General features: G+C 56.5%; 22 protein-coding genes and 1 tRNA gene. 13 read left to right on the forward strand and 10 right to left on the reverse strand.

What is annotated here, in order from left to right; all coding sequences use genetic code 11:
• Position 1: 1 nt before the first annotated feature.
• The 5 genes from ACR0JB_RS05545 to ACR0JB_RS05565 form a co-directional block, all read right to left on the reverse strand.
• A tRNA-Gly gene (locus tag ACR0JB_RS05545) sits at positions 2–75 on the reverse strand.
• A gap of 65 nt (positions 76–140) precedes the next feature.
• Entirely contained in the window at positions 141–968 is an 828-nt protein-coding gene (locus ACR0JB_RS05550) for a polyphosphate kinase 2 family protein (RefSeq protein WP_480643781.1), read from the reverse strand.
• 129 nt (positions 969–1,097) lie between these two features.
• Positions 1,098–2,162 carry a methyltetrahydrofolate cobalamin methyltransferase gene (locus ACR0JB_RS05555; RefSeq protein ID WP_170348771.1) on the reverse strand — a complete coding sequence of 355 codons (1,065 nt, stop codon included), beginning with the start codon at positions 2,160–2,162 and terminating at the stop codon, positions 1,098–1,100.
• 9 nt (positions 2,163–2,171) lie between these two features.
• Positions 2,172–3,098 (reverse strand): methylenetetrahydrofolate reductase, encoded by a 927-nt coding sequence (locus ACR0JB_RS05560; protein WP_170358556.1) that lies wholly within the window; start codon positions 3,096–3,098, stop codon positions 2,172–2,174.
• A gap of 26 nt (positions 3,099–3,124) precedes the next feature.
• The gene (locus tag ACR0JB_RS05565) at positions 3,125–3,421 is read right to left on the reverse strand and encodes a virulence factor (protein ID WP_170324990.1); all 297 of its coding nucleotides are present in this window, start codon (positions 3,419–3,421) and stop codon (positions 3,125–3,127) included.
• Positions 3,422–3,662: 241 nt separating this feature from the next.
• On the opposite strand from ACR0JB_RS05565, the gene ACR0JB_RS05570 reads away from it, so the two are divergent.
• Together ACR0JB_RS05570 and ACR0JB_RS05575 are read left to right on the forward strand one after the other, a co-directional pair.
• On the forward strand, positions 3,663–4,775 hold the full coding sequence (locus ACR0JB_RS05570) for a Ppx/GppA phosphatase family protein (RefSeq protein ID WP_170358558.1): 1,113 nt from the start codon (positions 3,663–3,665) through the stop codon (positions 4,773–4,775).
• Positions 4,775–5,491: an RlmE family RNA methyltransferase gene (locus tag ACR0JB_RS05575; protein ID WP_170348775.1), complete on the forward strand. Its 717-nt coding sequence runs from the start codon at positions 4,775–4,777 to the stop codon at positions 5,489–5,491. The genes ACR0JB_RS05570 and ACR0JB_RS05575 overlap by 1 nt, the downstream gene beginning before the upstream one ends.
• A gap of 1 nt (position 5,492) precedes the next feature.
• Here the strand turns inward: ACR0JB_RS05575 and ACR0JB_RS05580 are convergent, their stop codons facing one another.
• The 3 genes from ACR0JB_RS05580 to ACR0JB_RS05590 form a co-directional block, all read right to left on the reverse strand.
• Positions 5,493–5,681, reverse strand: a complete 189-nt coding sequence (locus ACR0JB_RS05580) for a hypothetical protein (protein ID WP_170348776.1) — start codon at positions 5,679–5,681, stop codon at positions 5,493–5,495.
• 97 nt (positions 5,682–5,778) lie between these two features.
• Positions 5,779–7,680: a multiheme c-type cytochrome gene (locus ACR0JB_RS05585; protein WP_480789742.1), complete on the reverse strand. Its 1,902-nt coding sequence runs from the start codon at positions 7,678–7,680 to the stop codon at positions 5,779–5,781.
• Positions 7,677–8,543, reverse strand: a complete 867-nt coding sequence (locus tag ACR0JB_RS05590) for a YihY/virulence factor BrkB family protein (RefSeq protein WP_480789743.1) — start codon at positions 8,541–8,543, stop codon at positions 7,677–7,679. The genes ACR0JB_RS05585 and ACR0JB_RS05590 overlap by 4 nt, the downstream gene beginning before the upstream one ends.
• A 156-nt stretch (positions 8,544–8,699) precedes the next feature.
• Here ACR0JB_RS05590 and ACR0JB_RS05595 point away from each other — a divergent pair, with 156 nt between their 5' ends.
• The 8 genes from ACR0JB_RS05595 to ACR0JB_RS05630 all read left to right on the forward strand — a co-directional run bounded on the left by ACR0JB_RS05595 (position 8,700) and on the right by ACR0JB_RS05630 (position 17,142).
• On the forward strand, positions 8,700–9,785 hold the full coding sequence (locus ACR0JB_RS05595; RefSeq protein WP_170394171.1) for an AI-2E family transporter: 1,086 nt from the start codon (positions 8,700–8,702) through the stop codon (positions 9,783–9,785).
• Between the two features lie 3 nt (positions 9,786–9,788).
• On the forward strand, positions 9,789–10,898 hold the full coding sequence (locus ACR0JB_RS05600; RefSeq protein ID WP_170394173.1) for an acetoin utilization protein AcuC: 1,110 nt from the start codon (positions 9,789–9,791) through the stop codon (positions 10,896–10,898).
• Positions 10,899–11,017: 119 nt separating this feature from the next.
• Entirely contained in the window at positions 11,018–11,995 is a 978-nt protein-coding gene (locus ACR0JB_RS05605) for an AAA family ATPase (RefSeq protein ID WP_170394175.1), read from the forward strand.
• Between the two features lie 18 nt (positions 11,996–12,013).
• Positions 12,014–12,961 (forward strand): DUF58 domain-containing protein, encoded by a 948-nt coding sequence (locus ACR0JB_RS05610; RefSeq protein ID WP_170394177.1) that lies wholly within the window; start codon positions 12,014–12,016, stop codon positions 12,959–12,961.
• Positions 12,958–13,434 (forward strand): DUF4381 domain-containing protein, encoded by a 477-nt coding sequence (locus tag ACR0JB_RS05615; RefSeq protein WP_170394179.1) that lies wholly within the window; start codon positions 12,958–12,960, stop codon positions 13,432–13,434. The genes ACR0JB_RS05610 and ACR0JB_RS05615 overlap by 4 nt, the downstream gene beginning before the upstream one ends.
• On the forward strand, positions 13,431–14,414 hold the full coding sequence (locus ACR0JB_RS05620) for a vWA domain-containing protein (protein WP_170394181.1): 984 nt from the start codon (positions 13,431–13,433) through the stop codon (positions 14,412–14,414). Before ACR0JB_RS05615 ends, ACR0JB_RS05620 begins: the two co-directional genes overlap by 4 nt.
• Positions 14,411–15,916 (forward strand): VWA domain-containing protein, encoded by a 1,506-nt coding sequence (locus tag ACR0JB_RS05625; protein ID WP_170394183.1) that lies wholly within the window; start codon positions 14,411–14,413, stop codon positions 15,914–15,916. The genes ACR0JB_RS05620 and ACR0JB_RS05625 overlap by 4 nt, the downstream gene beginning before the upstream one ends.
• The gene (locus ACR0JB_RS05630; protein WP_170394185.1) at positions 15,913–17,142 is read left to right on the forward strand and encodes a BatD family protein; all 1,230 of its coding nucleotides are present in this window, start codon (positions 15,913–15,915) and stop codon (positions 17,140–17,142) included. Before ACR0JB_RS05625 ends, ACR0JB_RS05630 begins: the two co-directional genes overlap by 4 nt.
• A gap of 3 nt (positions 17,143–17,145) precedes the next feature.
• Here the strand turns inward: ACR0JB_RS05630 and ACR0JB_RS05635 are convergent, their stop codons facing one another.
• The gene (locus ACR0JB_RS05635; protein WP_254437328.1) at positions 17,146–17,805 is read right to left on the reverse strand and encodes a Crp/Fnr family transcriptional regulator; all 660 of its coding nucleotides are present in this window, start codon (positions 17,803–17,805) and stop codon (positions 17,146–17,148) included.
• Between the two features lie 219 nt (positions 17,806–18,024).
• Between ACR0JB_RS05635 and ACR0JB_RS05640 the strand changes: the two genes are divergently transcribed.
• From ACR0JB_RS05640 to cls, 3 genes are all read left to right on the forward strand, one after another.
• Entirely contained in the window at positions 18,025–19,635 is a 1,611-nt protein-coding gene (locus ACR0JB_RS05640; RefSeq protein ID WP_174820415.1) for an arylsulfatase, read from the forward strand.
• Positions 19,636–19,704: 69 nt separating this feature from the next.
• Positions 19,705–20,679 (forward strand): HAD family hydrolase, encoded by a 975-nt coding sequence (locus ACR0JB_RS05645; RefSeq protein WP_170505791.1) that lies wholly within the window; start codon positions 19,705–19,707, stop codon positions 20,677–20,679.
• A gap of 23 nt (positions 20,680–20,702) precedes the next feature.
• Positions 20,703–22,115 (forward strand): cardiolipin synthase, encoded by a 1,413-nt coding sequence (cls, locus tag ACR0JB_RS05650; protein ID WP_170505788.1) that lies wholly within the window; start codon positions 20,703–20,705, stop codon positions 22,113–22,115.
• On the opposite strand, the gene ACR0JB_RS05655 is transcribed toward cls, so the two are convergent.
• On the reverse strand, positions 22,112–22,546 hold the full coding sequence (locus ACR0JB_RS05655) for an ion channel (RefSeq protein WP_170348790.1): 435 nt from the start codon (positions 22,544–22,546) through the stop codon (positions 22,112–22,114). The two genes, cls and ACR0JB_RS05655, sit on opposite strands and share 4 nt — an antisense overlap.
• Positions 22,547–22,625: the final 79 nt, after the last annotated feature.

Below are 22,625 nucleotides of genomic sequence, written 5' to 3' on the forward strand. Positions count from 1 at the left end.
TTGGAGCGGGTAGCGGGAATCGAACCCGCGCGTTCAGCTTGGGAAGCTGACAGGCTACCATTACATCATACCCGCCGCGTGGCGCTGAATAGCACCGGCGATTGATTAACCGCAAGCGTCTTTCCATCTCAGCTCCCATTTTACTCGGTCCGGGCACGCAGGTCGTCGATCAGGGATTGATCCACATCCAGCGCCTCGCATGCCGCATCCAGCGTGCGCTGATCCAGATGCTGGGGGTTCAGGTCGATATCTTTCGAAAACGCGTCAACAATTGCCTGCATTGCTTTGATTCTTGCATATTTCTTGTTGTTGGCAGGGATCACATACCATGGCGCGACATCGGTTGAGGTACGGGCCAACATTTCATCTACGGCAACTTCTGCTTCGGCCCACCGCTCTCGATTGCGAAAATCTTCATAGGTCAGTTTCCACCGCTTCATCGGGTTGCGCAGACGTTCGGTAAACCGCTCCATCTGTTCTTCCTGAGATATGTGAAAAAACAGCTTTACGATGCGGGTGCCGTCATCCACCAGCATACGTTCGAAATCATTGATCTCACGATAGGCCGCGCGCCAGCGCTCTTCGGGGGTGAACTTCTCGATCCGTTCCACCATTACCCGGCCATACCAACTGCGATCAAAAGCCGAGATCGCGCCTTGAGGTGGTAGCCTCTCCCAAAACCGCAACAGGTAGTGACGGTTCAGATAATAGTTCCGTGGCGCCCCAATCGGCCACACTTTGAAACTGCGTGGATCCAGAGCCTGACTGATTCGTCGGATCGTGCCGCCCTTGCCTGCCGCGTCCCATCCTTCAAAGACCAGCACGCCCTTGGTTCCGTGAAACAAAAACGCCTGTTGGATCAGCGCCAACTGCGCCTGCAACTCGGCCAGTTTCTTGAAATAGCTCTGCTTGCCCAATTTCAGGTTCAAGTCCGCGTCGGCGAGCTTTGGGGGGTGATGTCGGGTCATGATTGCGCTGGTCCTTCGTCATCTGTCCTAGTCAGTCTGACCCGCCACCCTCGCCTTAGCCTTGATTGGTATCAAAAACGAAAAAGGCTGGGCGCGAGGCCCAGCCTTTTACTGTATTTGGTGTCCGGTTCAGGACGCGCGGCGACGACGACCACCACCGCGACGGCCGCCGGCGGCGCCTGCGGCCCCAGCTTCGTCCGGCGCTTTGTTGAATCTAATCCACTCACCGCCATGCGGGTCGTTGTTGGTCAGCAGGTTGGCGGCACGAATGGCCTCCATCTCTTTACCAGCGCGCGGCTTGGTCGAACCCAGACCAAACATCTGGACGAAAGCCTCGTCATCCATGCCTTCGGGCAAGATGATGCCAGCGGCTGTGACGGCCTCTTTCTTCTCGGCAATCTTTTTCTGCGTCACCGGCAAGGCGACCGGGTTCATAATCGCCGAGGTCATGCCAGCGCCCATTGCCATCGGCAGGAACGCGTTATTGATGCCGTGACGGTTCGGCAGACCGAACGAGATGTTGGACGCACCGCAAGTGGTGTTCACGCCCAGTTCCTCGCGCAGGCGACGGACCAGAGCGAACACCTGCTGGCCTGCGGTTGCCATCGCACCGATGGGCATAACCAGCGGGTCAACGACGATGTCATGGGCCGGGATGCCGAAATCAGCGGCACGCTCGACGATCTTTTTGGCAACCTCGAACCGCACATCGGGATCTTCGGAAATACCGGTGTCGTCGTTCGAGATCGCAACGACTGGAACGTTGTACTTTTTGACCAGCGGCAGAACCATTTCCAACCGCTCTTCTTCGCCGGTGACCGAGTTCAGCAGTGGACGACCTTCCGCGGCTTCCAAACCCGCTTCCAAAGCGCCGGGAACTGAGGAGTCAACGCACAGCGGCACATCGACCAGCCCCTGTACCAGCTCGACAATCTTGCGCATCAGCGGCGGCTCGGTCTCGTTCGGGTTGGGGTTCGAGTTGTAGACAACGCCTGCGTTGATATCCAACACGGTGGCCCCTGCGGCGACCTGTGCGATGGCGTCTTTCTCAACGGTTGAGAAATCGCCCGCTTCCAGCTCTGCGGCCAGCTTTTTACGACCGGTCGGGTTGATCCGCTCACCGATGACGCAAAACGGTTCGTCAAATCCCAGGACGGCTGTTTTTGTTTTTGATTCTACGACTGTACGGGTCATGTCCGTTCCTTAAGCGTTTGCAGGCTTTGCCGAAGCGCCGCCGTTTTTGATCGCCCAGTTGGCGTTGGTCTTGATGCCACCAAGCGGGAAGAAGTGTACGTTGGTGATGTTGAAATCCGGGTTGGCCGCTTTGTGGTTGGCCAGCTCAGTCACAACATCGGTCGGTTCATACGGCAGCAAGAGCTTCGAGACATCCATAGCGCGCTTTTGCAGAACCTTCAGCGACGGGCCAACACCGCAGGCGATGGCGAATTTGATCAAGGTCTGCAGCTTGGCCGGGCCCGCGATGCCGATATGGATCGGCAGATCGATGCCCGCTTCTTTCAGGCTGTCGGCCCATGCGATGATCGGCTTAGCATCGAAAGCAAACTGGGTTGCCAGAGCCATTTCCGCATCCGTGGTTTCGTTGAATTTCTGTTTCCAACGCAGCGCGTCGTCGACATTCTTGGTCGAGCCGTCCGGGTCAATGTCCTTGTTGCCCTCGGGGTGGCCCGCCACGTGCAGACGCTTGAAGCCTGCCTTGTCGAACAGGCCGGATTCCAGCAACTGCATCGAGCTGTCGAAATCACCGTGCGGATTTGCGACACCACCGGCAAGCAACAGCGCCTGATCAACACCCGCTTCGCCCTGATACATCGAGATCCAGTTTTCCAGCGTGGCGGCATCCTTGATGATCCGCGCCGGGAAATGGGGCATCACGGGATAACCTTCGTCGGCGATCCGCTTGGCGGTCTTGACCATATCTTCGATGGGCGTGCCCTCAATATGGGCGATGTAGACGCGGGTGCCTTCGGGCAACAGCGCGCGGAAATCTTCGACTTTTTCGGCGGTGCGCGGCATCACCTCGATCGAATAGCCTTGCAAAAAGGCTTCGACGGTCGGATTCACAGGGCCGTTTTCGACCGCATCACGTTTCTTGAAGTTCAGCAAAGCCATTGCGGCCTCCCATATAGATTTTGGGCTCATGCCCAACCGTCATTGGCGATCAGAGCCTTGATGCGGTCCTGATCGTATTCCGTTTCCAAACGCACGGCCTCGGCCTCGGCAATCTCGGACGGGTCGCCCTCGACAGCAAAGGGTTCGGCCTTGCGCCACTCGGCCAGATAGGCATCGCTGTCCTTGGCGTTCACTTTCATCGCAGCCCGGTCGATGGCTTGTTCGAACCGCTCCTCCAACTGCCGCTTTGCGCCACGACGGCCTTTGCCGACGATGACTTGGGCGGGAATATCGCGCCAGTATACGATGGTGACGTCAGGCATTGCCGTTGATTCCTCCTAACCAGATGGATCGGTTCTAGACTTCTATATGGGTCAAAGTCGGTCGATTTTCGACACAAGCAGTCTTTCAAACGACGTTTTTGTCCCCCACAGGATACGGCGCTTGTACTCAATTCTCGCGCAAATGCGCACATCAAAATACTCATCACTTTAATGAGCGTCTTGCACGAAACATTTGGCCGACCTATGGTCGGGGTAACTCGAAAATCGGAGGGCGTTGAAGATGGCGCCCAAGCGTCCCAAAGGTGCGGGCGCGTTCCCCAAGGCGGTCGAAAGCCCCGCGCCGGCAAGACCCGATCCAGATGCGTTATATGCGGCGCTGGATCTGGGAACAAATAGCTGCCGCATGTTGATAGCCCAACCCAAGGGTAGCGGGTTTCATGTGGTAGACAGCTTTTCCAAATCCGTGCAACTGGGCGCGGGGCTGGAACGGACCGGACGGCTGTCTCGGTCGTCGATGGCGCGCACCATTCAGGCACTGCGCATCTGTCAGCAGAAACTGAAGCGAAACAAGGTCAAACGGATGCGCCTGGTCGCGACCGAGGCCTGTCGGCGCGCCAAGAATTCTCGCGACTTCATCCGGCAGGTAAAACGCGAGACTGGCCTGACTCTGGAAATCATCCAGCCCGAGGAAGAGGCCCGCCTGGCCGTGATCTCGTGCGCGCCGCTGGTATCGACCAAGACCGAACAGCTATTGGTCGTAGATATCGGCGGCGGTTCGACCGAGTTGGTGTGGATCGACGTCTCTTCCGTACCGCGTCGGGATCGTCCGGCGGCGATTATGCGGCTGCACCACGGGTTCCATACAGCCGATAGCCCTTTTCCGGCAGCAAAAGTGGTGGATTGGATCAGCGTTCCGTTGGGGGTGGCCACTCTGCGTGATCAGTTCAATGATGTCGAAGACGACTCGGCTCGTTTCGCGCTGATGAGCTGGTTTTTTGAAGAAAACCTGGCCGATTTTGCCCCCTACAAGGACGAACAGGCCCGCGAAGGGTTTCAGATTGTCGGTACTAGCGGCACGGTAACGACCGTGGCCGCCTCGCATCTGGGGCTAAAGCGTTATGACCGGACCAAAGTGGACGGTTTGCGCATGACCAGCGATCAGATTGACAAAGTCATACGGGGATACTTAGAACTCGGCCCACTGGGGCGGCGGCGAGATCCGCGTATCGGCGATGACCGGCAGGCCCTGATCATGTCCGGCTCAGCCATTTTGCAGGCATTGCTTCGCTGCTGGCCCACTGACCGCCTTTCCGTGGCGGATCGTGGGCTGCGCGAAGGCCTGCTTTATGCGCAGATGAGTGCGGACGGTGTATTGGAAGACGGACCGTTCTAATGGCGAAGACACCAAGTGGCAAAAACAACTCGGGCCGCGGACAGCGCGACCTGAAGGTCAAGGTCAAGACTGCGCGCGGGCGCAAGCTCAGCTCGACCCGTTGGCTTGAGCGGCAGTTGAACGACCCGTATGTGAAGCGCGCGCAAGCGGATGGCTATCGCGGACGTGCGGCCTATAAGATTTTGGAACTGGATGACAAGTTCCGCTTTCTCGTTCCCGGTGCGCGCGTGGTCGATCTGGGTTGTGCGCCCGGTGGCTGGCTGCAGGTAGCCGTTAAACGCGTCAATGCGCTGGGCGAGCGATCTGGCAAACGGATTGGAACCGTTCTGGGCGTCGACTTACAAGAGGTTGAACCGGTCGCAGGTGCCGAGGCGCATGTGCTGGACTTCATGGAAGACGATGCCGACGAAATGGTCAAAGCCTGGCTGGGCGGCAAGGCAGATGTCGTGATGTCCGATATGGCGGCGTCGTCGTCCGGGCATAAGCAAACCGATCACCTACGGATCATGGCCCTGTGCGAAACCGCGGCCTATTTTGCCTTCGACGTGCTGGAAGAAGGCGGCACGTTTGTCGCCAAGGTTCTGGCCGGGGGGGCCGAGGGCGATCTGCAAAAGTTGTTGAAGCAAAAGTTCGAAAAGGTGGCAAACGTAAAGCCCCCTGCGTCACGGTCTGACAGTTCCGAGAAATTTGTTGTCGCCACGGGATTCCGCGGCTGACTTAATCATCAAGCCAGCTTCGATCACCGGTCAGGAATTGCTCGCGCAGCGACGCGGCAGCTGTGCTTTGCAACAGCAGGGCTTCGCCATGGTTGATATATTCTGGCTTTCTCGCCTGCAGTTCAGCGATCCTCTGGCCCAGGGACAAAGGATTTTGCAGCTGCGATGTGTGAACCGGTTTGTCAGACATGGGTCACCTTAGGGTCTGGCGGCGTTTCTACCTTGACCCATGGTTAACCCAATAATTAGTCGGGAACGTGGCAAAATCCGGGCCACGCCATGCCGGTTTACGGGGTCAGCTGAGCCTTGAGCTGCAGCAATCCCGGATCTTCGGGCAGTATGTCTAGCCCCTCTTGCAGTACGGTGCGCGCGGCCTGTAGCCCACGATTAATCTGCGCCAACTGCACCAACATTGGCCAGGCCTCGGCGCGCTGTGGGTCCAGGGTGACAACTTCGCGAAAGGCTAGCTCAGCCGCAGGTGCGTTGCGGAACGTCAACGCCATTCCACCTAAAACAAGATGGGTTTCAGGGAAATCCAGCCGGTTCCCGATTGCACCCTGCCATTCGGCCATGCTCTGCGCAACTTGTGTTTGCTGATCTGGCGTCAGCGCCTGAGCTGGGATGTTCAGGAACTCTTTGGCTGCCGAAATACGCACGTTGCGCATCGGGTCAGAAAGCAACGGTTCCAACCGCCCCACCCGGTTTGGCAGCGCTGCCTCACGTTGCAACGGTGCTGCGTTGGCGCGCACTAAGGGGTTAGTGTCCGACAACAATGGTGCCGTTTTTACCGCAACCTCGGGCGAGGCGAAGGGCTGCAATAGATACGCCGCCGTGGCGCGCACGATGCCAGCCATGTTCGGGTCAGTTGCTATTTCCAGCAAAGCCTCTGGCCCGTCAGCCTGCCCGGTCAGAGCCACCTGAAACGTCGTCCCGAAATGCTCACGACGTTGGGTGGAGTCAGGAAACCACCCTTGGATTTGTCCCGCGGCCCAGGCTTGATCTTCGGATTGGTGGCAATCGGTACAGGCGTCCTGCCCCAACCCCAGATCAGGGCGCGGGATGCGAAAGCTGTGATCGCGTCGCCAATCGACACCCATATATACCCGCTCGATCATATGACAGGATACGCACTGGGCGCCTGCGCTGTCGTCCGGGTGATGATGATGCGCCGGTGTATCGTAATCTTTGGCCGTCAGGGTCGGGAAAACTGGATTTCCCGCCGGGGAATGGCACTGGGTACACACGCCATTGCCTTCGGCTTTCAGTTCGGCACTGTGCGGGTCATGGCAATTCATGCACCCGACGCCCTGTGCATACATCTTGGACTGCAGGAATGAGCCGTAGACATAGACCTCGTCCAAAATCTGGCCGTCAGGGTGATAGAGGCCTGGGCGTAGCACCGACAGGTTGTAAGCGTCATGATAGGGTGTTCCCGGCACCGGGTTTCCATCGCCGTGTGCTTCACGCCGGGAATGACAACCGGCGCATTGCTGGATTTCCGCCTCAGTCTGGCCTTTTCCCCAATCCATGGTGAACCCAAACGCGCTCAGATCAGCGCTGATGTTTTCTCCTTGCGTCCAGTCGATATGGGCCGAGGATGGGCCATGGCAGGCTTCGCACCCTACCCCAATCTCAGCCTGAACTGAGCTGTAATTGCGGGTCTGCCCATCGTAATTCTTTTCAAACCCTGTCGCGTGGCATTCAGCGCAACGAGCGTTCCAATTCTTATACGGCCCGGTCCAGTGCAGACCATCATCCGGGGGAAGGTCCTGATCGGGATAGAGGTGATACCACCGCTGTTCGCTTGTATCCCAAACCACATCGAAACTCTGCAAACGGCCGGGTTCGGTTTCGAACAGGTATTGCTGCAACGGTTCAATACCAACCACCGAATGCAGATCGTAAAGAGTTGTAGTGCCATCCTTTTCGGTCACACGGGCCTGCACCATATCGCCTGTCTGGCTGAACTCGACAAACATGTCGTCATGATCAAACCGCGTTCCATCAAAATCAGCCGCGACGTGCCCGTCTTCTACCTTGGTCCAGGCCAAAGCGTGATGGGATGCAGACCAGGCCTCGGCCTCAGCCTTGTGGCACGCGATACATTGGTCCGAGCCGACATACTCGGGCGATTGAGCAAATGCGTAAACCGGTGCCAGCACCCCGAAAAGGAATACTGCCGACCTCATGCCGCTTGCCCGTCCAGCTCATCCTGCATATCCATCAACGCCCCGTTATATTCGGCACCCAGGATCAGCATCGCGGCACACAGATACAGAAAGATCAGCGCGGCCATCGCCCCGGCCAGACCTGCGTAGGTGGCGCTGTACGAGGCGAACTGCGCGATATAAACCGAAAACCCCCAACCTCCCGCAGCCCAAAGGGCAAGCGTCAGCACAACGCCCGGCAGAATCTGGCGCAGCTTGTGCCGTCCCGTTGGCAAGACCAGATGTGCCAGGACAACAACACCTGCGGGAACGGCTACCGTGAAAGTCCAGCGCAGACGATCCACCGACAACCAATCGGACACGTTCACATCCGTCTTCTCGGACACCAACTGCGTATAGACTGGCAGAACCACTTCGACCGCCGCTATGATCATGATTATAAGACCACCAACAATCACCAGCACCAGACACAACAGCCGCGTTTTCCAAAACGGCCAGCTGTCGTGGTCGTGATAGGCTTGATTCATGGCCTTGCGCACGGCCAATACCCCGTTTGAGGCAAAAAACACCGCCAGCAAACCGCCCAAAGTGATTACCCCTGAACCAGATTCCGTCAGGACCGAGCGCAGTTCAGCCACAATCGGCCCGGCCACATCTTTTGGCCAGGCACCAAAAATCAGCTCGATCAATTCGTCAGTGACGTAATCCTGTGACAGTGAACCTGCCAAAGCCACGGTAAACAGGGCAAACGGAAAAAGCGCCAACATTAGAGACATGGCGACATGGCTGCTCATGACGAAGCCGTTCTTGGCGTCAAAGCGGACAATAGCCACCCAAAGTGCCCGAACCGGTCGGCTCAAATAAGGAATCACACGCGCGTTCATTCCCAAAGCCTAACCTGCCTGTGGCACCCAAAGAACCGGCAATCCCGCGATCTACCCAAATAATCTCAGACAAAGGTTTGGACGCATTGCATAATCCGGCTCTGCTGTGCAGGATCGCTATACGCGCTAAGGACAGTTCCCGAGACAGGCCAAGCTATGACACTGGACAATGACGAAACCACAACACCGACAAAGCTGAAGCTTTCCGTTGTGCGCGACGTGTCGATTGTGGCAACGCTGCTGGTGCTGGGGCTATACGCTGGTTCCGCGTTTCTGATCCCGCTGACAATGGCCTTGCTGGTCAATGTCCTGATCATCGCACTGAGCGACCGGATCATCGCCCTGACCCGCATGCCGGTGTGGTTGGCCAATGTGGCCGGTGTCACCGTCGTTTTGGCCGGGTTGTTCGTGATCATGTATATTTTGGGCAGTCAGGCCACCCAATTCGCCCGCACGATCGGCACTTACGAAAACCAGTTCGACGAGACGGTCAACCGCGTAACCGGTTGGGTTGGCAATGACGTGACCACATTTATCCGCGACAACCTGATCAACATCGACATGTCTTATATCGCGCGCGTTCTGTTGGGCAGCGCTACATCCCTGCTGAACCAGTTTTTCCTGATCAGCCTTTATGTTGCCTTCCTGATGGCCGAACGATTGGCCTTTCGCAAAAAGATTCAACTGGCCGCGGGCGATCCCAAAACGGGTATCGAATTCGCAGCCATTCTGGATGCGATCTCGTTCAGCCTGCAACGCTATGTCGGGGTGAAAACACTGATCAGCCTGATCACAGCAAGCATCAGCTACTCAGTCTTCAAGATACTTGGACTGGAATTCGCCGAGACCTGGGCCGTCTTGACCTTCGCGCTGAACTTCATCCCGTCCATCGGCTCGATCATCGCGGTGATCTTCCCATCCCTGATCGCGTTAGTGCAGTTTGAAAGCATCGGACCATTCCTGATGATCATCTTGGGCTGCGGCACGCTTCAATTCCTGATCGGCAACTTTCTGGACCCCGCGCTGCTGGGACGTTCGCTGAACATGTCCACTTTTCTGGTCATTCTGGCACTGATGTTCTGGACCACGATCTGGGGTTTGATCGGGGCGTTCCTCAGCGTGCCGCTCACCGTTTGTATCCTGATCGTCTTTAGCCATATTCCGGCCCTGCGTCCGATTGCGATCCTGATGTCTCTGGACGGAAGGCTGGGGGAAGACGTCCGCCATGGTGTCGTTAGCTAGACGATGCCTGCGCCCCTGTTCATCGGATCCGAGATCTATCGCAGCTCGACCTATGGTTCAAAACACCCGCTGGCCATTCCGCGCGTGTCTACCGTCATGGATCTGTGCCGGGCGCTAGGGTGGTTGACGAGTTCGAATTATCGCGTCAGCCCGTGCGCAAAACCTGCTGCACTTCACGCATTTCATACACCCGATTATATCGAAGCGTTGCAACAGGCTGAGCGGGATCAGGCCGTTTCAGATGAAACGCGGGCGAAATACGCTCTTGGCACATTGTCGAACCCAGTATTCACCGAAATGTACAGACGTCCCGCCACCGCCGCTGGTGGATCAATGTTGGGTGCAGAGCTGGTCCGTGATGGAGGTATCGTCTACAGCCCGGCCGGCGGCACGCATCACGGCCTGCCGAACCGCGCCAACGGGTTTTGTTATCTGAACGACCCGGTTTTGGCGATCCTGACCTTGCTGAAGAACGGCCTCGACCGGATCGTCTATGTTGATATCGATGCGCATCATTGCGACGGGGTCGAGGCCGCCTTTCGCGGTTCAACTAAGGTTCGCATGATCTCGGTTCACGAAGCGCGGCGTTGGCCGTTCAGCGGAACTTTGATCGACAACGCAGGTGGGGCCGCGTTCAACCTTCCGGTTGGGCGAAACCTCAATGATGACGAATTCGATGCCATTATTGATCAACTTATCCTACCCGCGACCGCATCATTTCGACCACAGGCCATCGTAATGCAATGCGGCGCGGATGCCGTGACCGAGGACCCGCTGTCGCGTCTGACGTTGTCAAACAACGCCCACTGGCGCACCGTTGCCAACCTGCGCGATATGGCGCCCCGACTGTTGGTCCTGGGCGGTGGCGGATATAACCCCTGGTCCGTCGCACGGCTGTGGAGCGGCGTTTGGGCGACCCTGAACAAGATCGACATACCCGAGACACTGAATGCCACAGCGCGATCGGTGCTGGGTGAACTGACCTGGAGCCGCGCGGCTGGAAAACGCCTTCCGCGACACTGGCTCGAAACCTTGTGCGACACGCCGAACCACGGCGATATTCGCCCCGAATTGCAGAACGACCTGCAACAATTAGCGGCCCGGATTTCATAGTGGATTGGTGGCGATAACGCTGCTAACCTTCGATCATTATTAAATATTCCTGACCATTCCGCTTCGGCGCAGCCCTGATATGTCTTTTTCTGACATCTGGCCACGATTGGACCAAATAAATGAATGCACTTACTCAGATAAATGATCTCAAAGCTCGCATGGGCAAGTCAATTATCGGGCAGGTCGAGGTAATTGACCGGCTGCTAATTGGATTGCTGGCGAACGGAAACCTATTGATCGAAGGTCTGCCGGGTCTGGCAAAAACTCGTGCGGTCAAAGCCATGGCGCGCAATCTTGATGCAGATTTCAGCCGGATACAATTCACACCAGATCTGCTGCCATCCGACGTAACCGGCACCGAAGTATTCCAACAAACCAGTGACGGCGGCACGTTCCGGTTCGATCCTGGCCCGATCTTTGCCAACATCGTGCTGGCCGATGAAATCAACCGCGCGCCTGCCAAAGTCCAAGCCGCGCTGTTGGAGGCGATGGAGGAACGGCAAGTCACCGTTTCAGGCACCACACACAAAATGGAGCCTTTGTTCATCGTGATGGCTACGCAAAACCCGATTGAGCAAGAGGGCACTTATCCCCTGCCCGAAGCGCAGATGGATCGGTTCCTTATGCACGTTCAGATCACCTACCCCCCGGTCGAAGACGAGGTAGAGGTTATACGGCTGGTGCGCGGTGAAGAAGTCGCCGCCGGGACCGGCGTATTCAGAAAGACCCGAACCCCGATCCCGCAAGACGCCGTTTTTCAGGCACGGCTCGAGATAGGGCAAATTCATGTGTCCGACGCAATGGATCGATACATGGCTGATTTGGTGCAGGCGACCCGCACACCCGAGAAGTTCAGCGATGAACTGGCCAGTTGGATTGAAATTGGCGCCAGTCCGCGCGCCTCGCTTGCGCTGGACAAGTGCGGACGCGCGCATGCCTGGATGAATGAACGCGATTATGTGGACCCCGCGGATATTCGCGCCGTTGCCCACGACGTGTTCCGCCACCGCATCACGCTTAGCTTTGAAGCGCAAGGAAGCGCCAAAACACCGGATGACGTGATAACGGAAATCCTGCGCCTAGTGGCGCTGCCCTGATTGATCGGAGAGAAGTTCGTGGCCCAGACCGCCACATATCCTAATGACCCACGCATTCATGTGGATGCCCAACACCTGTTGCGGCTTGGCGCGAAGTCGCGCGTGCTCAGCCTTTTGCCGAGACAACCTGCGCGTTCAATCCTGAATGGCCGCCATGCGTCGCGGCTGCGAGGGCGCGGTCTGAATTTCGAAGAACTGCGCGGCTATCTCCCTGGCGATGACATACGGACTATCGACTGGAAAGTGACGGCGCGCACCGGAAAACCTCATGTTAGGGTCTATACCGAAGAACGGGATCGCCCTGCCCTGCTGCTGGTCGATCAACGCGTTTCGATGTTTTTCGGTACCGAAGTGTATATGAAATCAGTCATCGCCGCCGAGGCCGCCGCGATTGCGGCCCATCGCGTCCTGTCGCAAGGTGACCGTGTCGGCGGCATCGTCTTTGGCGACACTGATCTGGCCGAACACCGCCCGCAACGCCGCGCCGCTGCCTTAACGCGGTTCTTATCCTCGGTCGCTGCGTTGAATGGCGATTTGAACGCGTCCTTGCGTCCTGATCCGACCATCGCGCTGAATGACGTGCTGAGACAGGCGGTCGGTATTGCACATACCAACGCGTTGATCTGTGTGTTTTCGGATTTCGATGGTCTGGACAGGGCATCAGAACGCCTGCTGAGCCGCTTAGCGCAATCCAACGACCTTATTCTGTTCAATATTTCCGACCCTAGTGCGCATCAACTGACCGCAGGCTTGAAGATGACAGTTTCGGATGGGATGAAACAAATCGAGCTCGACAGTTCCGACCCGGACCTGTCCAGCCGTATCAAGGCTGCAATGGATAATAGGTTGGCGCAATTGCAACTCTGGTCACGGCGCTATGGCTTCCCGATTGTCCCGCTGACAACGTCCGAGCCGGCCCTTGATCAATTGCTGAAATTGTTCGGTCATCCCGGAGGACGGACATGAGCGCCGAGGTGGACGGCAAATCCCTGGTAGAGCTTCTCGATATGCTGGTGCCCGCGCCCGTGCCCGAACCAATTCCAATGACACCGCAGACCTGGGGTTGGCTGGCTCTTGCAGTCGTTGTAGTGGCAGTCATTGTTGTGGGACTTCATTTGTTTCGCGGACATCAGCGATCCAACGCATACCGACGCGCCGCACTTGCCGATCTACAAGCCGCGAACGATGACCCCGCAAAAGTCGCAGAGATTTTACGCCGTACGGCACTTGTTGCATATCCACGCGCGAAGGTTGCCAGTTTGCATGGGCAAGAGTGGCTAAACTTTCTGCAGCAAACTGCTGAAAAAATGCCGGTTTCCTCTCCGGCATCTCGCCTACTACTCGAAGGGCCCTACAGAATAAGCCCATCAAGCCCGGAACTGTCACATATGGCACGGGTCTGGATACAAAGCCACAAACCTGAAGGAGGGCGCAGATGATTTCATTCGCCGCGCCCTGGGTTTTTCTGATGTTGCCCTTACCGCTGTTGGTCTATTGGTTTGTTCCACCGCATCGTGAACAGACCAGCGCAATTCGCATCCCGTTTTTCCGCCATGTCGCCAAGGCTGCACGGGCTGATCCGCAATCGGGGTCTATGATCTCACAGCGGTCAATGCTGCAAGCATTCGTGGCCATCTTGATCTGGCTGCAGCTTGTTACAGCCCTTGCTCGTCCTGAAAAACTGGCTGATCCTATTGTCGTCGAAAAATCTGCGCGGGACGTTGTGTTGGCTCTCGACATCTCAGGGTCGATGGATCAGCGCGACTTCCAATCCACAGATGGAACGCCCAAGCAGCGCCTTGCTGCTGTCAAAGACGTGTTGCGCGCATTTATTGCCGAGCGCCAGGGTGACCGGATGGCGCTTATTATCTTTGGTACCCGCGCCTTCGTACAGGCACCATTTACCGAAGACCTTAATAGTTTGAATGGGTTCCTGGATCAAACTCAAGTCGGCATGGCGGGTCCGAATACGGCTTTGGGTGATGCGATCGGGCTTGGAATACGTATCTTTGACTCAAGCGAGGTAGATCAGCGTTTGATGATTGTACTCAGCGACGGCGCGGATACGTCCAGCCGCATGACGCCCGCCAACGCTGCAGCCATCGCAGCGGATAATGGTGTGGTCATTAATACCATCGGCGTTGGTGATCCTGACGCCACTGGCGAAGACCGTGTGGATCTGGACGCGCTGCAAGCCATCGCGGATCGTACTGGTGGCCAGTATTTCTTTGCCAACGATCAGGCTGCGCTGAGCGACACATACCAGAGAATTGATGAGCAGAACCCCAGAATTGTCGAAACCCAAAGCTACCGCCCACGCGAAAGCCTGACGCATTACCCGTTGCTGATGGCGCTGATCGTTTTTCTTTGCAGTTCGGCCGGCTTTCATTTCGCACAACGTCACAGGAGAGCGACATGATCGACGCTGTGACTGAATTTCATTTTATCAGAGTAATTTACCTTCTATTCCTAATCCCAATCGCAGTGCTGTGGTGGGCGATCCGCCCGAAACACAAGGGGCTATCTGACCTGCCTGCTGGTATAGCTCCTCATTTGGCTAAAGCACTTTTGTTAGGTGCCGAAGCAAACCGCCGGATCTATCCGATCGACGTTGCCATGACCGTCGCCGTTCTACTCACGCTGGCCGCTGCTGGTCCGACCTGGACGCGGGCGGCCAACTCTCTGATCGCGGATACGGCCCCCCTGGTGATCGCCTTGAAAGTTACCGACAGCATGGAAGAGACCGATCTGACCCCGTCGCGCCTGCAACGGGCGAAATTTAAGATCACCGATATCATCGACGCACGGTCTGGCGCACAGACCGCTTTGATTGCCTATGCAGGCTCATCGCACCGGGTTGCACCCCTGACAGAGGATGCGAACATCTTGCGTCCATTGTTGGAGGGCCTGACCCCTGCCGTGATGCCAAAGTCCGGAGATGCCGCAGGAGACGCTTTAGTACTGGCGCAAAGCATCTTGGATGAAAGTCAGACACCAGGCGCAGTGCTGTTTGTTCTGGATGATCTAGACCCCTCGCAGATTCCAGAGTTCGAAACCGCGTCATCGCAGATTTTTTTTCTGACATTGCTGCCTGACAGCCAGGAAATCGTTCAGCTCAACACCCTGAAAAACGCCGAAGTGGTCCCGTTTTCAACTGATGACCGGGATGTCACGCGACTGCTGAGGCAAATACAGACAGCTTATGTCGATGCTCTGGATGACGAGGACCGGCTTGATTGGCAAGACCGAGGGTGGATTCTGGCCTGGCCAGCTGCGCTGTTGTCCCTTCTTTGGTTCAGGCGGGGTTGGGTCATTCGGTGGGCCATGCTGGGGCTATTCCTTGTTCAACCGTCTGGCCCGGCCAATGCCGACGGATGGCGCGATTGGTTCCTGACGCCCGACCAACAGGGCCAGATCGCCATGAACCAAAAACGCTTTGCTGATGCGGCAGAGTTGTTCGAAGACCCATATCACGAAGGTTACGCTCGTCTAAAAACAGGCCAATACCCCGAGGCCGCGGCGATCTTTGCGGAACTTAAAACGCCTGAAGCAGCCTTCGCCGAGGGAATGGCACGCATCCGAAACCGGGAATACAGACCAGCTATTTCGGCCTTTGAAACTGCGTTAGAGCGTCGCCCTAACTGGCCGGATGCGCAACATAATCTTGAAGTTGCCACAGCCATTTTGGACTATGTTGAAACCACTCGCGAACAATCTGATACCGGTGAAGAGGCAGGTATCGGCGCGGATGACACCGTATTCGACAACGACGCAGGTCGGGGCGAAAACACAACCATTCAAGCCCAAACCGACGGCAGCCAGCCCCTTTCCGCGGATCAATGGATCAGCGCCATCGACACAGACATGCAGGACTTTCTGCGCAATCGGTTCTTGTTGGAAAATCAGGAGCGAACGCAATGAAGCGCCTTCTCCTCCTGCTGCTTTTGTTACCTAGCGCAGTGCTTTCGCAAGGAACAACTGCAGTCCAACCTCAAGTGACGGTGGAGACGCCGACCGAAGACGTGATCGTGGGGCAACCGGCGATCGTGCGCATCAAGGTACTGGTTCCTACGTTCATGCCGTCTCCACCCGTCTTCCCGTCACTGGAACAGGAAAACCTGTTGGTCCGGCTTCCTGAACGCGCATCAGGTCCCGTCAGTGAGCCCGTGAACGGTGAAACATGGTCCGGGGTTCAGCGCAGCTATCGCATTTACCCTCTACTTGCCGGGCAAATCAGCCTTGGCGTCACCGACATGAAGGTGACGTTTGCCGACCCTGAAACGAATGCTCCAATACAAGTCTCGGTCCCGCTTTCACCGATAGCAATCAATGCTGTTGTCCCAGACGGTGCAACCAACCTGAACCCTCTGATCATCGCGACGGGTTTTGAATTGGAGCAAGAGGTTGAGGGCGTGACTGAGATGCAGGCCGGAGATGCAATTACACGGCGGTTAACAGCACGTATCACCGGCACCAGCCCGATCCTTATTCCGAAACTTATTCCTGAATATCAAGAACCTCTGCTGCGCCCTTACCCCAAGGACCCACGCTTAACTGAAACCGAGGATAGAGGTATTCTGTCCGGCCAACGGGTCGAAGAGGTAGTGTACCTTGCCCAAGATGGCGGCCAAGCGCAGCTGCCGCCCGTGTCTTTTCAGTGGTTCAATCTGTCAACTGACGCGGTCGAAAACGTGGAAGTACCGGGTGTGGATCTGACGCTCACCGCGCCCAGGTCGAACCCTCTGACGACGGACAGGATGGTTGAATATGCGCTTTGGTTGGGATTGGCGGCAATTGTTATTTGGGCGTCTTTGCGTTGGGGCGCACCGCGCTTTCGCACTTGGAAAGACGCGCGGCACCAAGCATATAGCGCATCGCCTGCATTTGCTCTGGCGGAATTGCAACGCGCGCTAAAGGCCCATGATCTGTCCGAAGCTTATTCAGCGCTGGAAACCTGGAAAACCCGCAGCAGTGATCCACAGGGGTATCGGGAACTTGAGGCACAGTTGGCAAGGATCGGCTGTGCACGGTATGCATCTGATACCAATCAGAAAACACCGGATTGGTCCGCTGCAATTTCGGCCATGAAGGAACTTGCAGAAACACCACAATCGCAGGCTCAACCGCTTCCACCGCTGAACCCTTAACGCTTAGGTCTGGCAGTTCGCGATCAGCGCCTGTCTGTTCTTCAACCGCACCCGTCCATAACCGAGTTCAATCAAGTCCAAATCAGCAAGGCGGTGCAGGCTGCGATGCAAAGTAGGTTGTGACACAGCGATCATCTCGGCCAATTCTTCCTGTGACACGACGATCCATCCATCACATTTCGAGGTGCCTTCATCCAGATGCAGCAGCCTGAGAACTAACCTCTTTTCGCTGCCCGTGACCGCCAGGTTTGCCATGATCCGAAGGGCGGTTTGCATATTCTCGTGGGTCAGCGCGTAAAAGTCCCGAACGTAGTCAGGCTTGGACTGAACCAACTTGGTCACGCGGCCGCTTGGGAAGTACACCGCGTGCGTCTCTTGCGTCGTTACGACACTAATCAGACGCGGTTCATCCGCAAACAACGCCAGATCCCCGACCCAAAACCCCGCGCCTTCGCGATGCAGAACGAATTCCTGCCCGTCATCCGCCGGAGCGGTGATCTGCACGCCACCGCTGAGGACAGCAAAGACCCCGTTGGACGGATCGCCATGGTGATACAGCGTTTCCCAGGCTTCATAGGTTTTCGGGACCCCGCACTCCAACAAATCACGCTGAAATGCGGCGGAACGTTTGCTGAACCAGCCTCCGCCCTGCAAGAGTTTCATATTATTCGCTTTGTCAAACATTAGAATTTTTCAATATCATCATATGATGAGTTTTCAATCTCATTGATCGCCTAACCTGAGCACGCTCGATTCCCCTACGGGTGATGTAACGCCGTTCAGAAATCGACCATTTCTTGGCAGCTTATTGGCTGAAACAGCCAGCCTCCAACTAATTTTCACCTCCGGGTTTTTTCGACCCTTTCAAATCAGGAGTACATCATGTCACCACCACGTTCGATTGCATACAGTTGGCGCAGAGGCTTGCGCCGGGTTGCTGTGGCTACATTCGCCGTTGCGTTGGCAATTCCCGCCTGGGCGCAGGAACAGAAACCCAACATCCTGGTCATCTGGGGGGACGATATTGGACAATCCAATATTTCGGCCTACACGATGGGGTTAATGGGCTATCAGACGCCCAATATCGATCGCGTCGCCAAGGAAGGGATGATCTTCACCGACTATTATGGCGAGCAATCCTGCACCGCGGGCCGGTCATCCTATATCATGGGGCAATCAGTATTCCGGACCGGGTTGTCCAAGGTTGGATTGCCGGGTGCCGATCTGGGTATGCAGGTCGAAGATCCAACCATCGCGGGCTTGTTGAAGGACCACGGCTATGCCACTGGTCAATTTGGTAAAAACCACCTGGGCGACAAGGATGAGCATCTTCCGACAAATCACGGATTTGATGAATTTTTCGGAAACCTGTATCACCTGAATGCCGAGGAAGAACCGGAAAATGAAGACTATCCCGGCGACGCGGTTCTGGCCGATGGGCGCACCTTCCGCGAAGCGTATGGCCCGCGCGGTGTAATCAAATCCAAGGCGGACGGCACCATAGAAGACACCGGCCCCCTGACCCGCAAGCGCATGGAGACGGTAGACGAAGAGACCGTTGCCGCTGCAATTGACTTCATCAAGCGAGCCCATGAGCAAGGCCAGCCCTTCTATGTCTGGTGGAACGGCACTCGGATGCATTTCCGCACCCACGTCAAGGATGAAATGCGCGCGCAAGCGAACGATATAATTGGTGGCGTTGCAGACGAATACACTGCGGGCATGATTGAACATGACATGCATGTAGGGCAGTTGCTGGACCTGCTGGATGAGCTTGGAATCGCAGACAACACGATCGTCCACTATTCCACCGACAACGGACCGCACATGAACACATGGCCGGATGCTGCCATGACACCGTTCTGGGGCGAAAAGAACACCAATTGGGAAGGCGGATGGCGCGTTCCATCGATGGTGCGCTGGCCCGGTCAGATCGAGGCTGGATCGGTCACCAATGAGATCGTGCATCACATGGACTGGCTGCCGACCTATCTGGCCGTCGCTGGTGATCCAGAGATCAAGGAAAAGCTGAAGGCTGGCTATAGCTCCTCTGGTATGGGCCGCGATTACAAGGTGCATCTGGACGGTTATAACATTCTGCCTCTGCTGACCGGTGAGGCCACGGAAAGCCCCCGACGTGAAATTTTCTATTTCTCGGATGACGGTGACCTGACCGCGCTGCGTTTTGACGATTGGAAGTTGATCTTCCTAGAGCAGAAGGCGTGGGCCACCCTGCGCGCCTGGATCGAGCCTTGGACTGAACTGCGTATTCCGCTGATCGTGAACCTGCGCCGTGATCCGTATGAGCGCGCATATCGGACCTCGAACACCTACTATGACTGGCTGTTGGACCGGGCTTATTTCCTAGTGCCAGCACAGCAATATGTCGGGTCTTTCTTGGAAACCTTCCAGGAGTTCCCGCCACGCCAGAAAGCGGCAAGCTTTAATCTGGATCAGGTGATGGAGAAACTGGTCACGCCGACCAACAACTAACTCCCTCGGAAGCTTAGGGTCGCCGGTTCAACGGCGGCCCTTTTCACGTTGAAGAAAAAGGAATTTCTCATGAAGACCGCCCTTCTCGCTGCTGCCGTTTTCATGGCCCCGTCGATTGCCCTGGCCGATCCGCTGCCCAGTTGGGGAACCTCTGCGTCGAAGGATCAGATTGTTGCTTTTGTTGACGCCGTCACCGATCCGGACAATCCCGATTACGTGACACCAGCAGACCGGATCGCCGTGTTCGATAATGACGGGACGCTTTGGGCGGAACAGCCGGTGTATTTCCAACTGACCTTCGCCATGGACCGCCTTGCCGAAATGGCCGCGGTTGATCCTTCGATCCTGACCAGCCCAACGCTGGAAGCTGCGGCCAAGGGGGATATGGAGGCAATCGCGGAAGGCGGCCATGAGGCCTTGATCGAAGTCCTGAATGCCTCGCATTCCGGGGTCAGCGTCGAAGAGTTTCAGGCCTCGGTCACCAAATGGCTGGACACCGCGCGTCACCCCGATACCGGGCTGCCCTATGACCAGATGACCTATCAGCCAATGGTGGAACTGCTACGCTATCTCAGGGATGAAGGGTTCCGCACTTACATCGTTTCGGGCGGCGGGCTGCATTTCATGCGCGTGTTTGCAGAGGACGCCTATGGCGTGCCGCCAGAGCAGGTACTGGGCACCTATACTGCCACCACTTATGAAACGGCCGAAGGCAAACCCACGATCATCAAGGCCCCCGGCATTGCCTTTATAGACGACAAGGAAGGCAAGCCGGTTAATATCGAACGCACCCTTGGCAGGCGCCCCATTCTGGCCGGTGGAAATTCGGACGGGGACTTTGCCATGCTCGAGTGGACAACCGCCGGGCACGGACCGCGTTTGGGCGTCCTGATCCATCACACCGACGCTGAAAGAGAATGGGCCTATGACCGTGAAAGCCCGATCGGAAAACTGGTCGACGGGTTGGAGAAAGGCCCCGATATGGGCTGGGTCATCGTGGATATGGCGCAAGACTGGAATCGCATCTACACTGGGTCGGAATAAGGTACTCAGAGAACGATAACCTCATGTGGACATTGCTTGTTTCCGCTGCTGTCCTCGTCCTGTACGTGACAGCAGTGGTCTTCGCGATACGGGCGGCACAGACCGCCCGAACACCGCAGGGCGCGGTTGGCTGGGTGGTGTTTCTGATCTCAGCTCCGATGATTGGCGTACCCATGTACCTTTTTCTGGGCCACCACCGTTTCCGCGGGTATCGCATTGCGCGAAAGCACAGCGAACGCGTCGTTGAAGGCATCAAAAGCTTTGCAGATTTTTCAATGCCCGAGCCCGGCTCAATGCCGTTCAACGCACGGCCATTCGAGGTTCTGGCGCACCTGCCGGTATCGCGTGGAAACGGTGCCAATTTGCTGATCGACGGCAAGGCCACGTTCGATGCCATTTTCGAGGCAATCGACGCCGCGCAAAGTTATATCCTGATCCAGTTCTACATTGTCCGCGATGACGACCTGGGCAAACAGTTGCAGTCCAAACTGATTGCCGCAGCCGAGCGTGGTGTCTCGGTCCGCTTTATGACCGATTCCGTCGGCAGTTATGGTCTGCCGACCGCCTACCTTGACACCTTGCGCGCCGCCGGGGTCGAGATTGCAAACCCGCGCGACCGGCGCGGACCACAATATCGCTTTCAGCTGAACTATCGCAACCACCGCAAGACCGTAATCATTGATGGTGAAACGGGCTTTATTGGCGGTCACAATGTAGGGGTCGAGTATCTGGGCCAGAGCAAACATTTCGGCCATTGGCGCGACACACATCTGAAAATGACCGGCCATATCGTCCGTCAATTACAGTTGATTTTTGTCGAGGATTGGCACTGGGCCCACGAAGAAGATCTGATTGATCAGCTCAACTGGGCCGGATCAGAATCCGAACAGGACATGAATGCCCTGCTGGTCGCCACCGGTCCGGGGGACGAAACGGAAACTGGTGCGATGATGTTTTTCTCGGCCATCACTGCAGCCAAGGAACGGATATGGATCGCCTCACCCTATTTTGTTCCTGATATCGACGTCATGACGGCCCTGCAGCACGCTGCCCTTCGAGGTGTCGATGTGCGCATCCTTGTACCCGAGGTGATTGACCACCGCCTGCCCTGGCTGGCTGCCTTCGCTTATTTCGACGAAATCCGCGACTGCGGTGCGCGGGTGTTTCGGTATACTGAAGGGTTCATGCATCAAAAGGCATTCGTGGTCGATGACACTCTGGCTGCTGTGGGAACGACCAATCTGGACAACCGATCATTCCGGCTGAATTTCGAAGCCATGGCACTGTTTTTCGACCAACGCGCGGCTGAAGCGGTGGACAAAATGCTGCGCGACGATTTTGAAAACAGTTATGAATTGACCCGCAAACTGCCCGAACAACCCGGCTATATTCGGTTCGGCTCGCCGCTTGCGCGCTTGTTCGCACCCATCCTCTAAGACATCAGCTCTTCTTTGAAAACCTGGGTCATCAGCGCAACCATAAAGGCCGTCGACAGGCCAAACGCCAGCAAACCTGTGACCGAGGCAAACGCGCCAAAAATGCGCAGTGGCTCACCCAACACAATGTCGCCGTACCCTAGGGTGGTGAAAGTCACCAACGAGAAATACAAGGCCGAATTCCAGTCAGGCAGAACATCCCCCAACACCCAGACGATCGCCCACAACCAGACTTGAAACGTGTGAATTGCAACGATGAATGCTAGTGCGATACAGATGGGACCGGCGATGGCAAGAAACCGTTTCGTGTTCTCAAGCCGGGGTACCGCGTGCCGGATGACCTGCGTACACCACGTCAAAAGGATGATTTCGATTAGGAAGCAAATCCCCAGGTAGATACTGCCCCAAACAATCTGCTGCGCTAGTGTCATAAACTCGTATCCCGGCCCGGAGAAGTTCTGACACAATGGCGACTTAACCAAAAAAGAACAAGGCTGTGACAATCGCAAA

The organism is Ruegeria sp. BI7 (assembly GCF_056537925.1).

Coding starts and splice junctions, on each gene's coding strand:
- ACR0JB_RS05550 (WP_480643781.1), bottom strand. CDS start 968: ATGACCCGACATCACCCCCCAAAGCTCGCCGACGCGGACTTGAACCTG.
- ACR0JB_RS05570 (WP_170358558.1), top strand. CDS start 3,663: ATGGCGCCCAAGCGTCCCAAAGGTGCGGGCGCGTTCCCCAAGGCGGTC.
- ACR0JB_RS05640 (WP_174820415.1), top strand. CDS start 18,025: ATGTCACCACCACGTTCGATTGCATACAGTTGGCGCAGAGGCTTGCGC.
- ACR0JB_RS05635 (WP_254437328.1), bottom strand. CDS start 17,805: ATGAAACTCTTGCAGGGCGGAGGCTGGTTCAGCAAACGTTCCGCCGCA.
- ACR0JB_RS05655 (WP_170348790.1), bottom strand. CDS start 22,546: ATGACACTAGCGCAGCAGATTGTTTGGGGCAGTATCTACCTGGGGATT.
- cls (WP_170505788.1), top strand. CDS start 20,703: ATGTGGACATTGCTTGTTTCCGCTGCTGTCCTCGTCCTGTACGTGACA.
- ACR0JB_RS05585 (WP_480789742.1), bottom strand. CDS start 7,680: ATGAGGTCGGCAGTATTCCTTTTCGGGGTGCTGGCACCGGTTTACGCA.
- ACR0JB_RS05560 (WP_170358556.1), bottom strand. CDS start 3,098: ATGGCTTTGCTGAACTTCAAGAAACGTGATGCGGTCGAAAACGGCCCT.
- ACR0JB_RS05580 (WP_170348776.1), bottom strand. CDS start 5,681: ATGTCTGACAAACCGGTTCACACATCGCAGCTGCAAAATCCTTTGTCC.
- ACR0JB_RS05605 (WP_170394175.1), top strand. CDS start 11,018: ATGAATGCACTTACTCAGATAAATGATCTCAAAGCTCGCATGGGCAAG.
- ACR0JB_RS05630 (WP_170394185.1), top strand. CDS start 15,913: ATGAAGCGCCTTCTCCTCCTGCTGCTTTTGTTACCTAGCGCAGTGCTT.
- ACR0JB_RS05595 (WP_170394171.1), top strand. CDS start 8,700: ATGACACTGGACAATGACGAAACCACAACACCGACAAAGCTGAAGCTT.
- ACR0JB_RS05625 (WP_170394183.1), top strand. CDS start 14,411: ATGATCGACGCTGTGACTGAATTTCATTTTATCAGAGTAATTTACCTT.
- ACR0JB_RS05645 (WP_170505791.1), top strand. CDS start 19,705: ATGAAGACCGCCCTTCTCGCTGCTGCCGTTTTCATGGCCCCGTCGATT.
- ACR0JB_RS05600 (WP_170394173.1), top strand. CDS start 9,789: ATGCCTGCGCCCCTGTTCATCGGATCCGAGATCTATCGCAGCTCGACC.
- ACR0JB_RS05565 (WP_170324990.1), bottom strand. CDS start 3,421: ATGCCTGACGTCACCATCGTATACTGGCGCGATATTCCCGCCCAAGTC.
- ACR0JB_RS05620 (WP_170394181.1), top strand. CDS start 13,431: ATGATTTCATTCGCCGCGCCCTGGGTTTTTCTGATGTTGCCCTTACCG.
- ACR0JB_RS05555 (WP_170348771.1), bottom strand. CDS start 2,162: ATGACCCGTACAGTCGTAGAATCAAAAACAAAAACAGCCGTCCTGGGA.
- ACR0JB_RS05575 (WP_170348775.1), top strand. CDS start 4,775: ATGGCGAAGACACCAAGTGGCAAAAACAACTCGGGCCGCGGACAGCGC.
- ACR0JB_RS05590 (WP_480789743.1), bottom strand. CDS start 8,543: ATGAACGCGCGTGTGATTCCTTATTTGAGCCGACCGGTTCGGGCACTT.
- ACR0JB_RS05615 (WP_170394179.1), top strand. CDS start 12,958: ATGAGCGCCGAGGTGGACGGCAAATCCCTGGTAGAGCTTCTCGATATG.